This window comes from Streptomyces sp. XM4193 (assembly GCF_023072595.1).
Taxonomy (GTDB): domain Bacteria; phylum Actinomycetota; class Actinomycetes; order Streptomycetales; family Streptomycetaceae; genus Streptomyces.
On record NZ_JALLGK010000001.1, the window covers coordinates 116,707 to 135,972 of the forward strand.

Genomic DNA, 19,266 nt, shown 5'->3' on the forward strand with positions numbered 1-19,266 from the left:
CGGTCGAGGCGGGCGGCCCGCGGCGGCGGACCTCGGGACGGCTCCGGCGGCGGTGCCGGACGGCGTTCTCCCGGTGGTGTCGGTGAGCGTTTCGGCGGCGGGTCTGGTGGTGCGGGCGGCGGCGGGTCTGGCGGTGCGTCTGGTCCGTGCGCCCGGCGGTGCGTCGGGGCGCGGCGCTTTGTCGTAGTTCCTCTGTATACGTGGCGGACGTGGCGGCTGCCTGTCGGCGGGCAGACGGGTGAACGGCCCTCCGCCGAGCCGGGGAGGCGCACCCGCCCCGTCTGTGCCACCTGCCGGAGGAACATGACGGGCTTGCCCGCCTACCTGCCCGCGTGAGCGGCAGATATATCCCCATCGACCACATCCGTATCGCCACGCCTCCCGCACACCGCGCCGAATGCCGGGTGTGCGGGCCTTTCGGCAGCGGCTGCAGGCCGGGCGGCCCGCGGCCCGACGACGGCGGACGGCTACCGTCTCGTTGGCGGTACCGACACGGTCAGGGAGGCACGAGGTGAACGGCACAGGCAGCGAACCCGGTTGGGGCGGGACCGGCCGCAACGGCCCGCCCGGCACCGCCCACCCCGCCGCCGGACCCGCCGACCCCGCGGCCGGCCAAGTCGGCCCCGCCGGCCCTGCGGCCGGACCTGCCACCACCCCCGTCGCCGGCCCAGTCGGCCCCCCTGCCGGGCCCGCCGTGAACCCCGGGGTGACTTCCGCCACGGGCCCGGCTGGGCGCGCCGGGACGAGCCCGGTCTCCCTCGTCTGGGGCGTCGCCGTCTGGTCGGCGATCGTCGGGGCGGCCGTGCTGTTGGCGCTCCGACCGGAGGCCCCCGCACCGCGCGCGGACGTACTGGCCTGCCTCGCCGTCGCCGTACTGGGCGTCCTGGCCCACCACCGGCAGACGGCCTCCGAACACCGTGCCGCGCTCCGGCTGCCGCCGGCACCGATCACCGCCCGTCCGCCGCGCGCGGTGCGGCTGTTGGACCGCAGGGCGCTGGCCGACAGCCGCTTCGCGACCGCCGCCGTGGTGGCATCGGCGGCGGTGCCGCTGCTCGCCGTCGGGGAGTGGGCGCTCTCCCGCGCCGACGCGAGCCACACCGCCGATCCGGTTTCGGCGCTGACGCGCGGGGCGGGCCTGGCCGCACTGATCCTCCTCTGGTCGTGGGGCGTGCGCCGGGTCACCGCGGCGGAGAGCGAGTACGTCGCCGACGCCGTCGAGGACGCGGTGGCCTCCGGCACCGCCCGGTTCGTTCCGGTGCAGGTCACCGGGTGGAGCGCGGGGGTGCACCGCCCGCACCCCGAGGGCGCGCTGCCCGTCGCCGGCACCGCCGCGCGCAAGGGCCGTCCGTACGGGGAGCGGGCGGCGCGGGCACGTACGGCACGTCGGCAGTTCGCGCTGCGGCTGAGCGTGCCGGGCGCGGGCGAGCGGCTGCTCCACCTCGACCACCGGGTGCACGCCGAGGCGCTGGCCTCCGCCTTCCACGGCCGACCCGGGCGGCTCCACTGGGTGCCCTCGGGGCGCCCCGGCGACGCGAGCGCGTCGGTTCCCGCGGTGCTCGCGCTCGGCGACGGGCGCTGCGCGCTCGGCTGGACACCGGACGCGCCGGGCCCGGGCGCGCCCGACGGTCCCGAGATCGGTACCGTCCACCGGTCCGAGGAGGTCCAGGAGCTGCGGCCGGCCGGCACCGCCACCCTGCGGCGCAGACCGGCCTTCCTGGCCGGAACCGTGCTGCACACCGCCGCGCTCCTGCTGTGCGGCTCGGTGCTGCTGGGGTTCTGGGAGGGGACGGCCGAGGGCGCGCTCGCGGCGCTGCTGATCGCCCCCGCGCTCTCGGCGTCCGCGCTCCTGCTGCGCTCCGCGCTGCACACCCGCGAGCTTCTGCGGCTCGGCCGCGACCGGCCGGGGGCCGGACCCGCCGTCCCCGCACCGCCGCCGCCCGCGCCACCGGCGGGTCGCTGAGAGCCGGCCGCCCGGGCGGGGCAACCGCGGTGCGCAGACGGCCCGTTGACCTGGCGCGGGGCGATGACTGGCCCCCGCACACACCGCGTCGGCGCTGCTGAGTAGGCTCCGAAGAGCCCCGTCCGGGGCCGGAACGCGCAGGCGCGCGAGCCGCACGGGGTGCACGGGGAGAAGAGGTCGACGGCTGTGAGCTTCAAGGTTGAGCCCGAGGATCTGGACGGCTACGCGAGGATGCTCTCCAGGGCGGAGAAGGACCTGCTGGCGGGCAACACCCACGTCGACAAGAAGGCGAACCTGTCGACCTCCGGGGCCGCGAGCACCATCTGGAGCCAGGTGGTCGAGATCCACAGCACCAACACCACCGATGCGAAAGCCCTGTTCAACGGCTTCGAGCAGGTGTTGGGCAGCTCCAGCGACGAGTTGATCAGATCGGCGCAGTACTACCGGCAGACCGACGAGCAGCAGGCGGCGAACGTCGACGCCACCTACCCCGGCGGGCGGGGCGCGCCTTCGGGCGGCGCCGCGGTCGGCGGCGGGGCGTTCGCCGGTCTCGGCGGGCTCAACCTGCCCGGTACGGGCTTCACCGACCGCAGCAACCCGACCGACTCGCTGGAGTCGGACCCGGCCCAGTCGGGCTGGAAGGACCGCTGGGACGGCTTGGCCGGCGACCGCATCGACGGCGTCTTCAACAACGACAACGGCGCCCTCGGCGGGCTGGGCGAGGCGGTCGGCGTCGTACTCGACTTCACCAGCCCGTCGGTGCTGATCAACGAGGGCCTCAAACTGGCCTTCAACTTCGATCTGTTCGACATGGTCGCCAACTGGATAGCCGGCGACTGGGACTCCTTCGAGCAGTGCGCCACCACCTGGCGGCAGCTCGGCGACCTCTGCAAGGCCGTCGCGGAGAACATCGCCTTCGGCAACAGCCTGCTCAGCAACAGCTGGACCGGCCAGTCCGCCGCCCAGGCGTACGACTACTTCAACACCGCGGCGCAGAAGCTGGATTCGGCGCAGGAGACGTTCAACGCCCTGTGCACCTGCTACGAGGAGATCGGCCGCCAGATCAACGCCTTCGTGAACATGGTGAAGGCGTGCATGTCGACCATCCTCGATCTGGCGCTGATCGCCGCGCTGGAGGCGGCGGCCGGTGCCGCGGCCGGTTTCACCGGCGTGGGCCTGGTGGTCACGGCCGCCGCGGCGGCGTCCATCGCACTGAAGATCGCGAAGATGGTCCAGCTCGCCGACCAGATGGCGACCGGGCTCACCGGGGTCTACCTCGCGATCCAGGCGGCGCAGGCGTCCGGCCAGGCGGCGACGGCGGCCAAGCTCGCGGACGTCAAGTCCTTCCCGAAGCCGGGCAGTTCCTACGACCACCAGGCGGTCTGAGCGACCCGGCACCGTACGGCTGGCGGGTGCGTACGTCCGGGCAGGTGCGTACGGCGGGCAGGTGCGTACGCCGTGCGTCCCCGGCAGGGGCGTGTGCGGTGCCGGGCGCGCCCCTGGGCGCACGGGCCCGTCGTGGGCGGCGGCCGTGGTGGCGGCTGCGGGGCATCCGCGGGCGCCGTTTCTGCGTCCTACCCACCGACCGGGGCCGCCGCAGTGCGGTACGGGTGGCCGACTCACCGCCGTACGGGGGGACTTGAACGTGACTTCGAGCAGCACACGCCGACGACGTACGACGGCGGGGGTCGCCGCGCTGCTGGGCGCGGCGGTACTCACGACCGGGCTGACCGGCTGCAACGACGCCACGGAACGCGCCCTCGACTGCGGAAAGCTCGCCCTCTCCGTCTCCCGCAGCATCGACCAGCTCGAACGTGCCGCCATCGGCTCGGCGCTGGACCGGGACTCCACCGAGGTCACCGAGAAGCTCGACCGGGACGTGGAGAAGATCAAGGACCGCGCGGACAACGCCGACATGCGCAGGGCGGCCGAGCGGGTCGGTGACGCGACCAAGGACGTCCACGCTTCGCTGCGCGAGGACCGCAGTCCCGATCTCTCCCCGCTCAAGGACGCCGGGACCGAGCTCACCAAGGTCTGCACGAAGGGCTGAGGCCGGTCGCCGTCCGCGTCCTGGCCTCCTCCCCGGACGACGGACGCCCGGGACGGACGCCCGGGACGAACCCGCTCCCGGCGTCTCCGGCACCCCGAACCGGGGCATCTGCGCTGGTCGTTGGTGTACCGGACCGGGCTCCGGGGCACTGTTCACAACGGATGCACACCACGAGAAGGTGCATTTCGCATTTGTTTGGACAACATCCGGGGGGAATCACATGTCGCACCAGCCGCCGCCCTAACAGAACTACGGGCCGTACCAGGCCCAGCCGAACGACTCCAACACGCTCAGCGTCGTCGGCATCGTGCTCGGCTGTGTCGCCTTTCTGTTCTGCCCGCCGGGCTTCGGCATCGCCGGCATCGTCTGCGGCGTGGTCGCCGAGAACAAGAACGAGCGCCTGGCCAACACCGCCATCGGCGTCTCGATCGCCGGCCTGATCATCGGCATGATCCTGGGCGTGGTGGTCTTCCGGGGCATGTACGGCGGATGACCGCGTACGCGTGTGCGGGACCACCGTGTGCGACGGCTCGTACGGCGGCCGACTGAGCGCCGGGCGGGAGAAAGCCGTTGCGGTCTTCCCGCAGCCGTACCCGTGGAGCCCGGCCGCCGGAGGGCGACCGGGCTCCACCGCAGTACGGGGCTCCACAGCAGTACGGGGTTCCGCGGGCGCGGGGCGGCTCCCGCGCCGGTACGGGTTGGCCGCGCGGGCCCGTCGGGGCGAACGCGCCCTGTGCGCGGGCCGGTTGGCCCGGGTCGGGCCAGGGGGCGTTACCGCTGTTCGACGGGGACGTCGCAGGTGAAGCGGGCGAGCGGCACGTCCTGCCGGAAGAACGTCTTGGCCCGGGCGAGTGCGGCCTGGTCCCGGTAGATGTCGCGGCGGGCGACCCCACGGCCGAGCAGCGCACCGCCGTAGCTCATCCCCATGAAGGCGGCGGCGTTGGTGAGTTGGGCGATCAGACCCTCGGCCATCTCGTCCCGTGGGTCGGCCCTCGCCGCGATGTTCCAGAGCCGGCGGCCGGCCATCCGCTGCTGGAACTCCAGCGCCGGCGCGTTGAGCCAGCCGGACCAGTAGTCGAAGTAGCGCTTCAGCTGGGCGGGCAGCCCGTACCAGTACATCGGCGCGACGAACACGATGTCGGTCGCCGACACCGTCGCCTCGTACAGCTGCCGTTCGGCCTCCCCGCCGGGAAACACGCCGTCCTCGTACCCCTCGTGCCCCTGGTGCACCCCGTCGCGGAAGTCGGGCAGCCGGACGAGCTTGAGGTCGATCCAGCGCTGCGATATCTGCGGCGGGAGCTGGTCGGCGGCGGCACGGGCCAGCACCTCGGTGTTGCCGTCGGTGCGCGAACTGCCGAGGACGAAGAGGTACGAACGCCGAGCGGCCTCGCTCCATTCGCCGGGGGCGCGGTACTCGTTCGGCGTTGTGGCTGGGGATTCGAAGGCCGGTGTGCTCATGTGCTGTTCCTGACTCGGGGAGGGGGAAACGGGCGACGGCGGTGGGGTGTTCGCCGTCGCCGCTGTTCGGCGACGTCAAGGCTTCATATCGGTTCGGAGATCACTCAGGCTAGTGCTGGAACCAACTGGCATTCCGATCGGAACACCAGTGCTCACGGCGGGGTCGCGCGCGTTTCGGCGGCGTCGCCACTGTGGGCGAGGGCGGCGCGACGAGGGGTGAGGCCGAGGGCGGGAACAGCGCGCACGGCGTCGGGTCCGACGCGCCGCCGGGACGAAATCCCTTTCCGGGGGCCGGAGTTCACATCCGGCGATGCGGACACGGAACGCGCCGACCGACGGGGCGCCGGGGCGTACGGGACGGGACGCGGGGACGTACGGACGCGCCGGACGCGAGCAGACGGGACGGCGGGACGGCGGGACGGCGGGACGGCGGGACGAGCGTCGTCAGCGGGAGCGGCGGGTCAGCGGGGTGTGCGGGTGCCGGTGGTCCAGTGGTAGAGCGTCATGGCGACGCTGGTGGCCAGGTTGTAGCTGGAGACCTGCGGCCGCATCGGCAGTGCGAGCAAGTGGTCGGCACGGGCCCGTAGTTGGTCGGAGACGCCGTGGCGTTCGGTGCCGAAGGCGAGCAGTGCGTCGTCGGGCAGGTGTGTGTCGCGGAGCTCGACGCCCTCGGGGTCGAGCACACAGAGCGGGCCGTCGGGCAGGTCGTCCCCGGTGAGGCGTTCGACGGCGGTCGCGTAGTGCAGTCCGGCGCCGCCGCGCACCGCGCTGGGGTGCCAGGGGTCGGTGGTGCCGGTGGTCAGTACGCCGGTCGCGCCGATCCCGGCCGCGAGCCGGACCACGGCGCCGACGTTACCCAGATGGCGGGGGTCCTCCAGCACGACGATCGGAGCTGTGCGCGAACGTCCGTACAGGGCCTGCCGGTTGAGCTCCGGGTCGCGGCGCTCGGCCAGCGCGGCGGTCGAGGTGGGGTGCAGCCTGGGCACGAGCCCGCGCAGCGTCTCCGGGGCCACCGTTTCGGCGCGCGCGGCGAGTTCGCCGTGCAGGTCGGGTGCGAGTTCGGCGGCGTGACCGAGCATCGCCTCCCGGTCGGCGGTCAGCAACTGCCGTACGTGCGCGCCGAATCGCAGGGCGTGCTTCACCGCGTGGAAGCCGTCCAGCAGTACCGAGTCGGGTGCGGACGCCCGCCAGCGCCGTACCGCGTCCGTGTCCTCGCTGCTCATCGTCACCCCGCCACCCTACGCAGCGGCCCGCGCCGTCACGGAGGTGCGGCTTCGGACGGGCCACACCTCGCATGGCAATGACAATGAGCATTCCACCTAATTGGCGTGTTCTTGACAATCTGATGCGGTGGCGCGAATCTCGTGAAACTCCGGTCGGCTCGTCCCCCCATCAAGCTCCACGGACAGAAGAGGAAGCCCCCCAAATGCGTTCACGCTCCGCCAGATTCCTGCTCTCCGCCCTCGCCGGCGCCGGACTGCTGCTCGCCACCCCCGCGGCCGTGCCCGCCGTGGCCGCGCCCGCGCCCGTCGCGAAGCCGTCCTCGGACGTCAAGCCGGCCAACGCCTGCTACACCTGGAGCGGCACCCTCAACGAGGGCTCCTCCGGCGAGGCCGTCCGCCAGCTGCAGATCCGCGTCGCCGGCTACCCCGGCCACGGCGGCGACATCGCCATCGACGGCCAGTACGGCCCCGCCACCAAGGCCGCCGTGCAGCGCTTCCAGTCCGCCTACGGACTCGGCGCCGACGGCATCGCCGGCCCGCAGACCTTCAACAAGATCTACGAGCTGCAGAAGGCCGACTGCTCCCCGGCCAACTTCGACTTCTCCGAGCTGAACAACTGCAACTCCGACTGGTCCGGCGGCAAGGTCGACGCCGCCACGGCCAAGGCGAACGCCCTGGTCACCATGTGGAAGCTCCAGGCCATGCGGCACGCCATGGGCGACAAGCCGATCACCGTCAACGGCGGCTTCCGCAGCGTCACCTGCAACAGCAACGTCGGCGGCGCCCCCAACAGCCGTCACATGTACGGCCACGCGGCCGACCTCGGCGCCGGCTCGCAGGGCTTCTGCGCACTCGCCCTGGCCGCCCGCGACCACGGCTTCACCGAGATCCTGGGCCCGGGCTTCCCGGGCCACGACGACCACACCCACCTCGCCGGCGGCTCCGGTCGCCACTGGTCGGCCCCCAGCTGCGGCATGTGACACCCCGTCCCGCTCCGCACAGCTCGCGGTGAACGCACCACTCACGCCGAACGCCGAATGCTGAACGCCGTACACAGCACGCAGCACACGGCACGAGCACCGCACGCACCACCGCGAGCCCGCGCAGCACCGCGGGGACCGTGCACCGCACGCATCACCACGCGCCCGTCCGGGACCTCCCGGGCGGGCGCGCCCGCGTCCGCGAGCACGTACGCTGCCCTCCCGACTCCGTGCCGAGGCGGGCGAGTTCGCCCTGGTGCGACGAACCGGCACGGCTGCGCGCGGGCGGGCACCACCGGGTGCCGGACGGGCGGTGGGCGAGGAGAGGTGTGGACAGCGGTGAGGCGACTTCTGGCAAGGCTCTGGCACGCGACGCGCGGGCCGATTCAGTGGCGGGTGCTGTGGGTGGCGAACGCCAAGTTCATGGTCGGCGTCACCGGCGCGGTCCACGACGACGAGGGCCGCTTCCTGCTGCTCCGCCACCGGCTGTGGCCGCAGGACAGGCAGTGGGGCCTGCCGTCGGGGTACGCGATCAGCGGTGAGGAGTTCTCCGAGACGGTGGTGCGCGAGGTGCGCGAGGAGACCGCCCTGGAGGTGCGTCCCGGCGGACTGATCTATCTGCGGAGCGGGTTCAGGCTGCGGCTCGAAGTCGCCTACGAGGCGCACTTCGTGGGCGGCACGATGCAGCTGGACCCCACCGAGATCCTCGACGCCGGCTGGTTCCTGCCGGACGAGCTGCCCGAGAACGTCCAGCCTGCCCACCGCGACCTGATCGCCCGGGTGCTCGAAGGGCAGGCCACGACGACCCCGGAGAGCTGAACGCGCGGGCGCCGGTGCCGCGGCCCGGCGCCGGCCCCGTGAACACCACCGGCGCCGGGCGCCGCCCCGTCGACACCCACCGCCACCCGGGCGCCGCCGGCAACTCCGGCCGCAGCGCCCGTCGTTCGGGCCCCCGCCGCCCAGCTCCCGCCCGCTCCGGCCCGTACGCCGCGCTCCGGCCCGTACGGCACTGCGGCCCGCTACGGCCCGTACGGCTGCTCAGCGGCTCTCGTCCGGCTCCTGCGATCCCGGGGGCTCCGCTTCCGGGCCCTTCGGCGGCGGGCCGCCCGCCGGCGGCGCACCCGTCCCGCCCACCGAGGGCGCACCCGCGCCGCCCGGGCCCGTCGGTCCCGCGGCCCTCGGCCCGGCGCCGTCGCCGGCCCCCGACCCGGTGCCGTCCGCGCCCGACGCAGCGGCCTCCGTCGGCGGTCGGGACACGGCCGCCTTCGAGGCGTGCGCGGGCTCCGCGACCGCGGCGGTCTCACCGGCCGGCGGACCGGCGGGCGAGGGCAGGATCGGCCAGGGGTCGCGCGGCGCCGACTTCTCCGCGCGCGGCCCTCTGCCCAGCCGCCCGAGCAGCCGTTCCCGCACTCCGCTCGCGCGTGCACCGAGCCACAGGAGGAAGACCGTGGGCAGGAAGACCGCGTCGGCGGCGATCATCGCCATGGAGAAGAACGGCAGTCCGAGCAGCACCGCGATCGAGACATGCTCGACGATCATCAGTGCGAGCAGCACGTTCTTGATGCGGCGGTTGAAGAGCGTGAAGGGGAAGGCGACCTGCACCATCACCGTGCCGTAGGTGATCACCATGACGATCAGCCCGCTGCTCGTCAGGATGTCGGCCAGCGCGGGGAACGGTGCGAAGTAGTCCAGGTGCAGCGGGTACCAGGTGGCGGTGCCGTCCTGCCAGCGCGAGCCCTGCACCTTGTACCAGCCGGCGGTGGCGTAGATCAGGCAGACCTCGGCCATGATGACCACCAGCGCCGCGTTGTGCGCGAGGTTGGCGACCGCGGTGGCGAGCGAGCGCGGCTCCCCGGTGCCGTGGAACTGCAGGAGGAACCAGCCGAGCTGGACGAACCACAGCGCCCAGAAGAAGAGCCCCCACAGCAGCGTGAACAGTCCGAGCAGCGTGGGTATGCCGAGCGCGAAGCCGGTGAGGACGAGCAGCACCACACCGGTGCGGTCCAGTTGGGAGTCCGGATCGGCGCCGTCCCGCAGCGCGGCCTCGGTGCGCCGGGCCCGTCGGGCGTCCAGCGACCAGACCTGCGCACAGCGGGTGAAGATCAGGTAGAACGCCATCAGATGGATGACGTTGTCGCCGCCGTCCCCCATGAAGACGCTGCGGTTCTGGAGCGAGAAGACACCGACCATGAAGAGCACCGACATGGTGCGCGTGCGCCAGCCCAGCAGCAGCGCGAGGCTCGCCGCGATCGCCCCGAAGTAGACCAGCTCGAACCACACCGCGCCGTCGGACCACAGCAGCACGGTGAACGCCTTGTTCCGCTCGACCAGTTGCTCGGCGAGGCTGAACGCCCAGGGCGATTCGGGCCCGTACAGCTCGTACCGGTGCGGGATCTCCCTGATCAGGAAGAAGAACCAGGTGGCGGCGACGCCGATCCGCAGGATGGCGGTCTGGTAGGGGCCCAGCGCGTGCGAGACCACGGTGAGGAAGTACCGCACCACGGCGGCGTCGAAGCGCGCACCGAGCTGACGCACGGTGGGGGGCTTCGACGCGACCGCGGCGGTCGGGCGGGTCATCGTGCGGCCTCCGGTACGTCGGCGCCGGTGACCGGCAACCAGTGCAGGGTGCGGTACTTGGTCTCGTCCTTGACCGTCTCGCCGCTCCACGGCGGGGGCTGGACGGGCGTGGTCGCCGAGCGCAGCTGGATGCGCTGCACGGTGCTCGGGTCCAGGCCCTTGTGCTCGGCGAGCCGGAGCATCGCGATGCGCTTGACGTAGGTCTCGGAGAGCAGGCCGCGCGGCCCGGTCGGCTCGTTCTGGGCGTCGTGCGAACCGGTGAAGAAGTCCCAGGCGCGCCGGAGTTCGTTCTGCGCGGTGTGGCTCGGCAGCAGGTTGCCGCGGATGTCCTCGGCGTCGAAGGCGGTGAGGTCCACCCAGTCACCGCGCTCCCGCTCGCCGGAGGGCCCCCGGGTCTCCACCCGTGCGTGCACCGCGATGTTGTGCTGGAGCGGATTGGGCGCGAACAGCTTCCAGTTCTGCTCGAACTCCGGATAGATGTAGCCGTCGATCGCCTCCTCGTACTGCCGGGAGACGGTGTTGGGGGGCGCGACGTGCAGGAAGACCATGCCCAGATGCACCAGCACCCCGGCGGCCAGCAGCGAGAGCACACCGATCAGCACCGCGGAGGAGGAGGTGCTGAGCACCAGATTGCCGCGGGCGTCACGCCGGGGCGGACGCGGTGGGCCGGACGGCTCCGGGGCCGCGCCGGACGGCGGCTCGTTCGACGGCGACTCGCCGGACGGCGGGGCGGACGGCTCCGCCGTCGGCACGGCGGGCTGCGGCGGTCCCGTCGCGGCGGCCGTCCCGCGGCGCTCGTCGGCCGACTCGGCTTCCGCCCCCGCGGCCGTGCCCGCCCGGTCCGCCGTGCCCGCCCGGTCCGCCGTGCCCGCCCCGTCCGCCGTGGCCGCCCTGTCGGCCCCGTCGGCCCCGGCCGGCTGTCGCTCGTCCGCCGCGGCGGCCGTCGGCCCGTCGGTGTCCGGCCCCTCGCCCGGTCCCTCGCCCCGCGAGCGGCGCTCGGGCGGCTCTGGGTCTCGCTGCATCTCGTCCCCGGTTTCCTCGGTCTGCTCCCCAGAGGTTAGCCACCGTCTTGACACCCTGTACCGCCGCCGCCCACCATTGAACCGAACGATCGGTCGGTTGGATTGCCGCGGGCAAGGGAGCTCAGCCATGACGACAGTGCTGCCGGAGCGCGGTTCCGGCGGGGAGTCGGGACCCGGGGGCGGGGACGCCCGCGCCCTCGACGACGCGGACCGCCTCGCGGTCTTCGACGCGGCCATCGCGGCCGACGAGCGCATCGAGCCCCGCGACTGGATGCCCGACAAGTACCGGTCCGGCCTGATCCGGCAGATCGCCCAGCACGCGCACTCCGAGATCATCGGCATGCAGCCGGAGGCGAACTGGATCACCCGCGCGCCCTCCCTGCGCCGCAAGGCCATCCTGATGGCCAAGGTGCAGGACGAGGCCGGCCACGGCCTGTACCTCTACAGCGCGGCCGAGACCCTCGGGGCGGACCGCGAGGATCTGCTGGACAAGCTCCACACCGGCCGCCAGAAGTACAGCTCGATCTTCAACTACCCCACCCTGACCTGGGCCGACGTCGGCGCCATCGGCTGGCTGGTGGACGGCGCCGCGATCACCAACCAGGTGCCGCTGTGCCGCTGTTCCTACGGCCCGTACGCGCGGGCGATGGTGCGGGTGTGCAAGGAGGAGTCCTTCCACCAGCGCCAGGGGTACGAGCTGCTGCTCGCGCTCAGCCGCGGTACACCGGCCCAGCACGCGATGGCGCAGGACGCGGTGGACCGCTGGTGGTGGCCGTCGCTGATGATGTTCGGCCCGCCCGACGCGGAGTCCTCGCACTCCGCCCAGTCGATGGCCTGGAAGATCAAGCGGCACAGCAACGACGAGCTGCGGCAGCGGTTCGTCGACATCTGCGTACCGCAGGCCGAGGCGCTGGGCCTGACCCTCCCCGACCCCGACCTTCGCTGGAACGAGGAGCGCGGGCTGCACGACTTCGGCACGATCGACTGGTCCGAGTTCCAGGAGGTGCTCAAGGGCAACGGCCCGTGCAACGAGCAGCGCGTCACCCAGCGCCGCACCGCGCACGAGAACGGCGCCTGGGTGCGCGAGGCCGCCGCCGCCTACGCCGCGAAGCAGGCCGCCCGCGCCGCGGCCTACGCCCCCGAAGCCGGTGTCGCGCACACCCCGCAGGCGCACACCCAGCAGGCGCGCGTCACCACCGGCGCGGAATCCACCGGTCCGGAACAGCACACGGAAGGCGGGCCGGCAGCATGACGGTCGAACAGCCCAACACCCCCTCTCCGCAGGCCGGTTGGCCGCTGTGGGAGGTGTTCGTACGGTCCCGTCGCGGGCTGTCGCACACCCACGTCGGCAGTCTGCACGCGCCGGACGCCGCACTCGCACTGCGCAACGCCCGCGACCTCTACACCCGCCGCAGCGAGGGCGTATCGCTGTGGGTGGTGCCGTCCGCGCAGATCACCGCCTCCTCGCCGGACGAGAAGGACCCGTTCTTCGAACCGGCGGGCGACAAGCCCTACCGGCATCCGACGTTCTACGAGGTGCCCGAGGGGGTCCGGAACCTGTGAGCGCACACGAGCAGCCGCCCGGAGGCGGCACCGCACCGGGCCCGCAGCGACGGGCCGCGCTGGCGCTGGGCGACGACGCGCTGGTGCTCGCCCAGCGGCTGGGGGAGTGGGCCGGTCACGCGCCCGTGCTGGAGGAGGACGTCGCGCTGTCCAACATCGCGCTCGACCTGCTCGGCCAGGCCCGCACCCTGCTCTCGCTGGCCGGCGACGAGGACGAGCTGGCGTATCTGCGCGAGGAGCGCGAGTTCCGCAACGTCCAGCTGGTCGAGCAGCCCAACGGCGACTTCGCCCGCACCATCGCGCGCCAGTTGTACTTCTCCGTCCACCAGGAGCTGCTGTACGGCCAACTGGCGGGCGGGCGGGGCGAGTTGGCGGAGCTGGCGGCCAAGGCCGTGAAGGAGACCGCCTACCACCGCGACCACGCCGAGCAGTGGACGCTGCGGCTCGGCGACGGCACGGCCGAGAGCAGGCGGCGGATGCAGAGCGCGCTGGACGGCCTGTGGCGCTACACCGGTGAGCTGTTCCAGCCCGTCGAAGGGGTGCCTGCCGACTGGGAGGCGCTGGCGAGCGGCTGGCGGAACGTCGTCGGCGCGGTGATCGAGCAGGCGGCACTGACCGTGCCCGAGGGACCGCAGTCCTCGGCCTGGTCGGCCGGTGCGGGCCGACAGGGCGTGCACACCGAGTCGTTCGGGCGGATGCTGGCGGAGATGCAGCATCTGCACCGCAGCCACCCGGGGGCGTCGTGGTGACGCGGACGGCCCGGCCGAACCACCACGGCCCCCGCACCCCCGAGGCCCCGGCCCCGCACACGGCGGAGGCGCCGCACGCGCCGGAGGCGGAGGCGCTGGAGGCGGAGGCGCTGGCGCTGGCCGGGGCGGTGCCGGACCCGGAGCTGCCGCAGCTCGGCCTCGCCGACCTGGGCGTGCTGCGGGGCGTCGTCCGGCACCGGGACGGCGTCACGGAGGTCCGCCTCACCCCCACCTACACCGGCTGTCCCGCCGTGGAGACGATGGCCGAGGACATCCGGGAGGCCCTGTCCGCGGAACGCTTCGGCACCGTGCGGGTGGTGCGGGTGCTCTCCCCCGCGTGGACCACCGACGACATCACCGAAGAGGGACGACGCAAGCTCGCCGAGGCCGGTATCGCGCCGCCGCGTCCCGGCGGCCCGGCCGCCGACGGGCCCGTACCGCTGTCGCTGGCGATCCGCTGCCCGAACTGCGGCAGCGTGGACACCGAGTTGCTCAGCCGCTTCTCCTCCACCGCCTGCAAGGCCCTGCGGCGCTGCACCTCCTGCCGCGAGCCGTTCGACCACTTCAAGGAACTGCTGTGATCTTTCATCCGCTGCGGGTTGCCGAGGTCGAGCCGCTCACCGACGACGCGGTCCGGATCACCTTCGAGGTGCCGCCGGAGCTGTGGGAGACGTTCCGCCACCGCCCCGGTCAGCACCTGAATCTGCGCCACCGCGACACCGACGGCCGGGAGGTGCGCCGCTCGTACTCGATCTGCGCACCCGCCACGGCCGCACCGGCCGCGCCCCTGCTGCGGATCGGCGTACGGCGGGTCGAGGACGGGGTGTTCTCGACCTACGCGCTCAAGGAGCTGGCGGCGGGCGACACCGTCGAGGCGATGCCTCCCACCGGACGCTTTGTGCTGGAGCCGCGGCCCGGCCACTTCGCCGCGGTGGTCGGCGGCAGCGGCATCACGCCCGTGCTCTCCATCGCCGCCACGCTGCTGGAGCGGGAGCCCGGAGCGCGCTTCTGCCTGGTGCGCAGCGACCGGACGGTGGCCTCCACGATGTTCCTGGAGGAGACGGCGGAGCTCAAGGACCGGTATCCCGACCGGTTCCAGCTGGTCAACGCGCTCTCCCGGGAGGAGCAGCACGCCGGTCTGCCGTCCGGCCGGCTGGACGAGGAGCGGCTGGCCGCACTGCTGCCCGCGCTGCTGCCGGTCCCGGAGGTGGACGGCTGGTTCCTCTGCGGGCCGCTCGGACTGATCCGCTCGACCGAGGCCGTGCTCTCGGCGCTCGGAGTGGCGCGGGAGCGGGTGCACCAGGAGGTGTTCCACGCCGGCGAGGAGACCGTGGCCGCGCCCCCGGGCGGCTGGACCGCGCCGGGCGGCGCCACCGTCACCGCGACCCTGGACGGCCGCAGCGGCAGTTGGCCGGTGCGGGACGGCGAGACCGTGCTGGAGACCGTGCTGCGCAACCGCGCCGACGCCCCGTACGCCTGCAAGGGCGGTGTGTGCGGCACCTGCCGGGTGCGCGTGACCGCCGGCGAGGTGCGGATGGAGCGCAACTACGCGCTGGAGGAGGAGGAGTTGGCGTCCGGGTACGCGCTGGCCTGCCAGTCCCACCCGGCCACCGCGGCGGTCTCGGTGGACTTCGACGCCTGACGCGCCCCCGGCGTCACCCCCGGCGCCGGGCCGCGGCAGGGACGCGTACGCGCGCCCCGACTCCCGCACCCCCGGGGGACGTTCACCGCGGGGGCGTTCACGCCGAGCGCGTACGGCGCGGGGCCCGGGGCGCACACGGCTCGTGCGCCGCGTACCGCGCATGGCTCACGGCGCGTACGGCGCAGGGCCGTTCACAGTACGAACGGGTCGCCGCTGTCGCTGGTCATCGGCCGGTTCGCGGCGTCCCAGGCGAGCATTCCGCCGTCGACGTTGACCGCGTCGAAGCCCTGCTGCACCAGGTACTGCGTGACCCGGGCGGAGCGTCCGCCGACCCGGCACATCACGAACACCCGCCCGTCGCCCGCCCGTTCGGCGACCTCGCCGAACCGTGCCACGAACTCGCCCATGGGTACGTGGAACGCGCCCTCGACGTGCCCGGCCGCCCACTCGTCCGGTTCGCGGACGTCCAACAGCAGCCCGTCGGCGGGCACTTCACCGGCGGTCACGGTCGGTACCTGCTGTCCGAACGACATATCAGCTGCGCCTCTCGTCTGTGTGGTCGTGTGCGGTGTGCTCCCCCGCGGCGGCATGCGCCGCGGTCCCGGAGCCGGGCCCGGCGCCCGCGGAGGAGACGGCGTCCGCGGAGTCGGTGTCCGCGGACACGGCGTCGGCGGATACGGCGTCGCCGGAGGAGACGGTGTCGGCGGCGGGGCGCTCGTGCGGGGTGTGCCCGTCGGCCTCGCGGTTCAGCTCGGCGAGCCGGGCCTCCTTCCGGGCCACCTGGGCGTGCAGCTCCTCGGAGATCTCCTCCAGCAGTCCGTCCGGGTCGTCGGCGGCGAGCTTGAGCATCGAGCCGATCGCGCTCTCCTCCAACTCCCTGACCTGCTGCGCCAACCAGTCCTTGCGCTGGGCCAGCCACTCCAGCCGGGCGTACAGCTCCTCGGCGCGGGTGAGCAGGTCCGGCGCCTCGCGGGGGCCGGTCGCCCACTCCTCGGCGAGCGCCGCCAGCTGCGCCTCGTCGCCGTCGGCGTAGGCGCGGTTGACCCGGACGATGAACTCCTCGCGGCGGGACCGCTCCTCGGGGTCCGCGCTCAGGTCGGGGTGCGCCTGGCGGACCAGGTCGCGGTAGATCCTGCGGGCCTCCTCGCTCGCCCTGACCCGCTTCGGCGGAGCCACCTGCTCGCCGGTCAGCATCGCCAGCGCCTCCGGCGACATGCCGTCCTCCTGCACCCAGCCGCCGAGCAGGTCGTCCAGGCCGGGCATCGGAGCGATCGCGGCACGCGCGTTGCGGGCGGCCAGCAGGTCCGCGGGGTCGCCGGTACGGGCGGCGACGGCTTCCGCGATCAACGCGTCCAGCTCGTCCATGCGCCGGTAGACCGGGCCGAGGCGCTGGTGGTGCAGCCGGGAGAAGTTGTCGACCTCGATGCGGAAGGTGTCGACCGCGATCTCGTACTCGATCAACGCTGTCTCGGCGGCGCGTACCGCCCGCGCCAACCGGTCGGTGGCGGGCTCTTCGCTGCGCTCATTGCTCACCGGGCCACCCTACGCAACCGGCGGAACCGGCCGCCGGGCTCCCCGCGACAGCGCTCCTCGCGGACCTCGCGACCGCCCCCACCGCGACGCCCCCACCGCGAGCGCCGGACAGCCGAGACGACAGCCGACAGCCGACAGCCGACAGCCGACAGCGCGAACCGACCGGCTCACCGGCCGGGCAGCGCGAACCGGTCCGGCCCGCTACTCCCGGAACGCGTCCGGGCACTTGCCCTCGGCGCCGGGGAGGTGCTCCTCGGCCCAGCTGGTCAGCGCGACCATCGCGGGCTTCAGCGCCATCCCGGCCTCGGTGAGTCGGTAGGAGACCCGCAACGGCGGGCCCTCCTCCACGCTGCGCCGGACCAGACCGAGGCCGGCCAGCTCGGCCAGCCGGTCGGAGAGCATCCGCTCGCTGATACCGGGCACCGCTCTCCGAAGCTCGGTGAAGTGGCCCGGACCTGTCATCAACGCGGCCAGCACCATCCCGCTCCACCGCTTGCCCAGCACGGCGAAGACATGGCTCACCGCGATCTCGGGCGCCGAGCAGCCACCGGGCTGCCCCGCGTCGCGCACGCCCTCGGCGGAGGGCTCTCTCTGCTTGGCCATGCCCCCAGGGTACTGGAACCACACAAGCGACTTTCAAAAAGTAAGTAGCTGTGTTACCAATAGAGACATCGGAAACGTCATTCCCTTACGAAGGAGCCACCCCTCATGGCCACCCTGCTGCACATCGACTCCTCCCTCAACGGCGACAACTCCGCCTCGCGCGCCGTCACCGCGCTCTTCCGCGAGACCTGGCAGAGCCAGCACCCGGAGGGCAAGGTGATCTACCGCGATCTGGCCGCCCAGCCCGTCCCGCACGTGGACGCCGCCGCCTACTACGCCGGCTTCAGCCCGGCCGAGGAGCGCACCGCGGAGCAGCGCGAGGCCTACGCGCTGACCGAGGAGCTGCTGACGGAGATCGAGTCGGCGGACGCGGTGCTGGTCGGCGCCCCGCTGTACAACTTCAACGTGCCCTCCTCGCTGAAGGCGTGGATCGACCGGATCATCGCGATGGGCCGCACCTCCGGCACCGAGAACGGCACCCTGGCCGGCAAGCCCGTCACGGTCGTCACCAGCCGCGGCGGCTCGTACGCCGAGGGCACCCCGCAGGCCGGCAACGACTTCCTGACGCCCTACCTCCAGCACATCTTCGGCACCAGCCTGGGCATGGAGGTCGACTTCATCGTGCCCGAGCTGACCCTGGCGCCGACCGTGCCGGCGATGGCCGAGCTCATCCCGCTCTTCGAGCAGTCCCGCGAGCGGGCCCGCGAGGAGGCCAGCTCCAAGGCGAAGGCCCTCGCGGCGAAGCTCAGCTGACCTGCCGGACGGCACGGAGCCGCCGGGCCGTCGTCGAGGCACCACAGCGCAGTGGGGCCGCCTCCCTCCGGGGAAGCGGCCCCACAAGCACGTCCGGCGGCGTTCACGAAACCTCCGGCGGCGCTCACCGCACGTCCGGCGGCGTTCACATGCGGCGCAGGACCGCCTGCTTGGCGGCGGCGAACTCCTCGTCGGTCAGGATGCCGTCACGGTGCAGCTCGCCCAGCTCGCGCAGCCGCCGCAGCAGCGCGTCGTGGTCCTCGGTCTGCTCCCCGCCCGGCGCGGAGCCCTGACCCTCGGCCGGGGCGAGCGCCTTGGCGAACGAGGTGGCGGCCGGCTCCTCGACGGCGGCGAGCACGGCGCCGGAGCCCTCGGCCGCGGACGGGTGCGGCAGCCGTGCCTGCACCGCGGCGGCCACCAGCACCATCAGCGGGTCCTTGCGAAAGCCGTACAGGTCAACGGCGTTGGGGTCGTGCTTGGGCGGCGCCTTGGTGGTGGCGCCCCGCACGGTGAAGCGCAGATGGCCGTTCTCCCAGCCCTGCGAGGGCTGCCACTCCACCGCGAGGATGTCCTCCAGCGGCAGCACGTTGGCCCCGAAGGAGGCCTTCGCCTCCTCGGTCTTCCAGTTCCAGTCCAGCCGCACCGTCTCGCCGTCGAAGGTCGCGCTGCCGTCGCCGGCGGACGCGGTCGCGGGCAGCGCGGGGCCCGGCATCAGATAGCGGTCGCTCGGCCCGGCGGGCACCTCCTCCAGCACCATCGCCTGGCGCACGGAGTCCACGAGGTACTCGGCGACACCGCCGCGGTCCGCGCGCACGGTGAGCTGGTACGGGTCGGAGGCGTCGTCCCACTTGCCGCCCGCGACCTGGGTGAGCGGATCGGCACCGGCCCGGATGCGCAGCCGCAGCCGGCGCTTCTTCTTCCCCGGCTCGTAGGAGATGCTCGCCAGCGCCTCCACGGGGACGGTGATCTCACCCAGCGACTTCCGCAGCAGGCTGACGCCCTTGTCGCCGCCCGGAACGATGCGCAGCATCTCTCCGTCGAATGTCCAGGTCCCGTCGCTCTGGATGATTTCCGCCATAGCGCGATTGTCGCACCAGCCGCGGGCTTCCGGGCCCGCGGTTCCGCGGGCGAAGACCACGGCGCGGCCCGGGCT

The 19,266-nt window shown here is 73.3% G+C and carries 20 protein-coding genes; 12 read left to right on the forward strand and 8 right to left on the reverse strand.

What is annotated here, in order from left to right; genetic code table 11:
• The first annotated feature begins 706 nt into the window (after positions 1–706).
• From MTQ01_RS00475 to MTQ01_RS00490, 4 genes are all read left to right on the forward strand, one after another.
• Positions 707–1,960 (forward strand): hypothetical protein, encoded by a 1,254-nt coding sequence (locus tag MTQ01_RS00475; protein WP_247486295.1) that lies wholly within the window; start codon positions 707–709, stop codon positions 1,958–1,960.
• Positions 1,961–2,146: 186 nt separating this feature from the next.
• Positions 2,147–3,346 (forward strand): hypothetical protein, encoded by a 1,200-nt coding sequence (locus tag MTQ01_RS00480; RefSeq protein ID WP_247486296.1) that lies wholly within the window; start codon positions 2,147–2,149, stop codon positions 3,344–3,346.
• Between the two features lie 259 nt (positions 3,347–3,605).
• On the forward strand, positions 3,606–4,010 hold the full coding sequence (locus MTQ01_RS00485; RefSeq protein WP_247486297.1) for a hypothetical protein: 405 nt from the start codon (positions 3,606–3,608) through the stop codon (positions 4,008–4,010).
• Between the two features lie 307 nt (positions 4,011–4,317).
• A complete protein-coding gene (locus MTQ01_RS00490) occupies positions 4,318–4,503 on the forward strand; it encodes a hypothetical protein (RefSeq protein ID WP_247486298.1) in 186 nt (61 codons plus the stop codon).
• Positions 4,504–4,781: 278 nt separating this feature from the next.
• Here the strand turns inward: MTQ01_RS00490 and MTQ01_RS00495 are convergent, their stop codons facing one another.
• Positions 4,782–5,468: a flavodoxin family protein gene (locus MTQ01_RS00495; protein ID WP_247486299.1), complete on the reverse strand. Its 687-nt coding sequence runs from the start codon at positions 5,466–5,468 to the stop codon at positions 4,782–4,784.
• Between the two features lie 461 nt (positions 5,469–5,929).
• Positions 5,930–6,691, reverse strand: coding sequence for an RNA methyltransferase (locus MTQ01_RS00500; protein ID WP_247487608.1), 762 nt, complete (start codon positions 6,689–6,691; stop codon positions 5,930–5,932).
• A gap of 203 nt (positions 6,692–6,894) precedes the next feature.
• On the opposite strand from MTQ01_RS00500, the gene MTQ01_RS00505 reads away from it, so the two are divergent.
• Positions 6,895–7,671, forward strand: a complete 777-nt coding sequence (locus tag MTQ01_RS00505; RefSeq protein WP_247486300.1) for a M15 family metallopeptidase — start codon at positions 6,895–6,897, stop codon at positions 7,669–7,671.
• 339 nt (positions 7,672–8,010) lie between these two features.
• Entirely contained in the window at positions 8,011–8,490 is a 480-nt protein-coding gene (locus MTQ01_RS00510) for an NUDIX domain-containing protein (protein WP_247486301.1), read from the forward strand.
• Between the two features lie 219 nt (positions 8,491–8,709).
• Here the strand turns inward: MTQ01_RS00510 and MTQ01_RS00515 are convergent, their stop codons facing one another.
• Both MTQ01_RS00515 and MTQ01_RS00520 read right to left on the reverse strand, forming a co-directional pair.
• Positions 8,710–10,248: an HTTM domain-containing protein gene (locus MTQ01_RS00515; RefSeq protein ID WP_247486302.1), complete on the reverse strand. Its 1,539-nt coding sequence runs from the start codon at positions 10,246–10,248 to the stop codon at positions 8,710–8,712.
• The gene (locus MTQ01_RS00520; protein ID WP_247486303.1) at positions 10,245–11,270 is read right to left on the reverse strand and encodes a DUF5819 family protein; all 1,026 of its coding nucleotides are present in this window, start codon (positions 11,268–11,270) and stop codon (positions 10,245–10,247) included. The genes MTQ01_RS00515 and MTQ01_RS00520 overlap by 4 nt, the downstream gene beginning before the upstream one ends.
• Positions 11,271–11,397: 127 nt before the next feature.
• Here MTQ01_RS00520 and paaA point away from each other — a divergent pair, with 127 nt between their 5' ends.
• The 5 genes from paaA (at position 11,398) to MTQ01_RS00545 (ending at position 15,224) form a co-directional block, all read left to right on the forward strand.
• Positions 11,398–12,522 carry a 1,2-phenylacetyl-CoA epoxidase subunit PaaA gene (paaA, locus tag MTQ01_RS00525; RefSeq protein ID WP_247486304.1) on the forward strand — a complete coding sequence of 375 codons (1,125 nt, stop codon included), beginning with the start codon at positions 11,398–11,400 and terminating at the stop codon, positions 12,520–12,522.
• Positions 12,519–12,833 (forward strand): 1,2-phenylacetyl-CoA epoxidase subunit PaaB, encoded by a 315-nt coding sequence (gene paaB, locus MTQ01_RS00530; RefSeq protein ID WP_211042507.1) that lies wholly within the window; start codon positions 12,519–12,521, stop codon positions 12,831–12,833. Before paaA ends, paaB begins: the two co-directional genes overlap by 4 nt.
• Positions 12,830–13,582, forward strand: a complete 753-nt coding sequence (paaC, locus tag MTQ01_RS00535; RefSeq protein ID WP_247486305.1) for a 1,2-phenylacetyl-CoA epoxidase subunit PaaC — start codon at positions 12,830–12,832, stop codon at positions 13,580–13,582. The genes paaB and paaC overlap by 4 nt, the downstream gene beginning before the upstream one ends.
• A 95-nt stretch (positions 13,583–13,677) precedes the next feature.
• Positions 13,678–14,163 carry a 1,2-phenylacetyl-CoA epoxidase subunit PaaD gene (paaD, locus tag MTQ01_RS00540; RefSeq protein WP_247487610.1) on the forward strand — a complete coding sequence of 162 codons (486 nt, stop codon included), beginning with the start codon at positions 13,678–13,680 and terminating at the stop codon, positions 14,161–14,163.
• The gene (locus tag MTQ01_RS00545; protein WP_247487611.1) at positions 14,163–15,224 is read left to right on the forward strand and encodes a 2Fe-2S iron-sulfur cluster-binding protein; all 1,062 of its coding nucleotides are present in this window, start codon (positions 14,163–14,165) and stop codon (positions 15,222–15,224) included. The genes paaD and MTQ01_RS00545 overlap by 1 nt, the downstream gene beginning before the upstream one ends.
• Before the next feature lie 191 nt (positions 15,225–15,415).
• Here the strand turns inward: MTQ01_RS00545 and MTQ01_RS00550 are convergent, their stop codons facing one another.
• The 3 genes from MTQ01_RS00550 to MTQ01_RS00560 all read right to left on the reverse strand — a co-directional run bounded on the left by MTQ01_RS00550 (position 15,416) and on the right by MTQ01_RS00560 (position 17,360).
• Entirely contained in the window at positions 15,416–15,757 is a 342-nt protein-coding gene (locus MTQ01_RS00550) for a rhodanese-like domain-containing protein (protein ID WP_247486306.1), read from the reverse strand.
• A 1-nt stretch (position 15,758) separates the two neighbouring features.
• Entirely contained in the window at positions 15,759–16,757 is a 999-nt protein-coding gene (locus MTQ01_RS00555; protein ID WP_308294336.1) for a hypothetical protein, read from the reverse strand.
• Positions 16,758–16,958: 201 nt separating this feature from the next.
• Complete coding sequence (locus tag MTQ01_RS00560) at positions 16,959–17,360, reverse strand: helix-turn-helix domain-containing protein (protein WP_247486307.1); 402 nt, start codon at positions 17,358–17,360, stop codon at positions 16,959–16,961.
• Between the two features lie 105 nt (positions 17,361–17,465).
• On the opposite strand from MTQ01_RS00560, the gene MTQ01_RS00565 reads away from it, so the two are divergent.
• Complete coding sequence (locus tag MTQ01_RS00565) at positions 17,466–18,113, forward strand: FMN-dependent NADH-azoreductase (RefSeq protein ID WP_247486308.1); 648 nt, start codon at positions 17,466–17,468, stop codon at positions 18,111–18,113.
• 145 nt (positions 18,114–18,258) lie between these two features.
• Here MTQ01_RS00565 and MTQ01_RS00570 read toward each other — a convergent pair whose 3' ends face one another.
• The gene (locus MTQ01_RS00570; protein WP_247486309.1) at positions 18,259–19,191 is read right to left on the reverse strand and encodes a DUF4429 domain-containing protein; all 933 of its coding nucleotides are present in this window, start codon (positions 19,189–19,191) and stop codon (positions 18,259–18,261) included.
• Between the last annotated feature and the right edge of the window lie 75 nt (positions 19,192–19,266).

Coding starts and splice junctions, on each gene's coding strand:
- MTQ01_RS00495 (WP_247486299.1), bottom strand. CDS start 5,468: ATGAGCACACCGGCCTTCGAATCCCCAGCCACAACGCCGAACGAGTAC.
- MTQ01_RS00500 (WP_247487608.1), bottom strand. CDS start 6,691: ATGAGCAGCGAGGACACGGACGCGGTACGGCGCTGGCGGGCGTCCGCA.
- MTQ01_RS00505 (WP_247486300.1), top strand. CDS start 6,895: ATGCGTTCACGCTCCGCCAGATTCCTGCTCTCCGCCCTCGCCGGCGCC.
- MTQ01_RS00515 (WP_247486302.1), bottom strand. CDS start 10,248: ATGACCCGCCCGACCGCCGCGGTCGCGTCGAAGCCCCCCACCGTGCGT.
- MTQ01_RS00520 (WP_247486303.1), bottom strand. CDS start 11,270: ATGCAGCGAGACCCAGAGCCGCCCGAGCGCCGCTCGCGGGGCGAGGGA.
- paaA (WP_247486304.1), top strand. CDS start 11,398: ATGACGACAGTGCTGCCGGAGCGCGGTTCCGGCGGGGAGTCGGGACCC.
- paaB (WP_211042507.1), top strand. CDS start 12,519: ATGACGGTCGAACAGCCCAACACCCCCTCTCCGCAGGCCGGTTGGCCG.
- MTQ01_RS00550 (WP_247486306.1), bottom strand. CDS start 15,757: ATGTCGTTCGGACAGCAGGTACCGACCGTGACCGCCGGTGAAGTGCCC.
- MTQ01_RS00560 (WP_247486307.1), bottom strand. CDS start 17,360: ATGGCCAAGCAGAGAGAGCCCTCCGCCGAGGGCGTGCGCGACGCGGGG.
- MTQ01_RS00565 (WP_247486308.1), top strand. CDS start 17,466: ATGGCCACCCTGCTGCACATCGACTCCTCCCTCAACGGCGACAACTCC.
- MTQ01_RS00570 (WP_247486309.1), bottom strand. CDS start 19,191: ATGGCGGAAATCATCCAGAGCGACGGGACCTGGACATTCGACGGAGAG.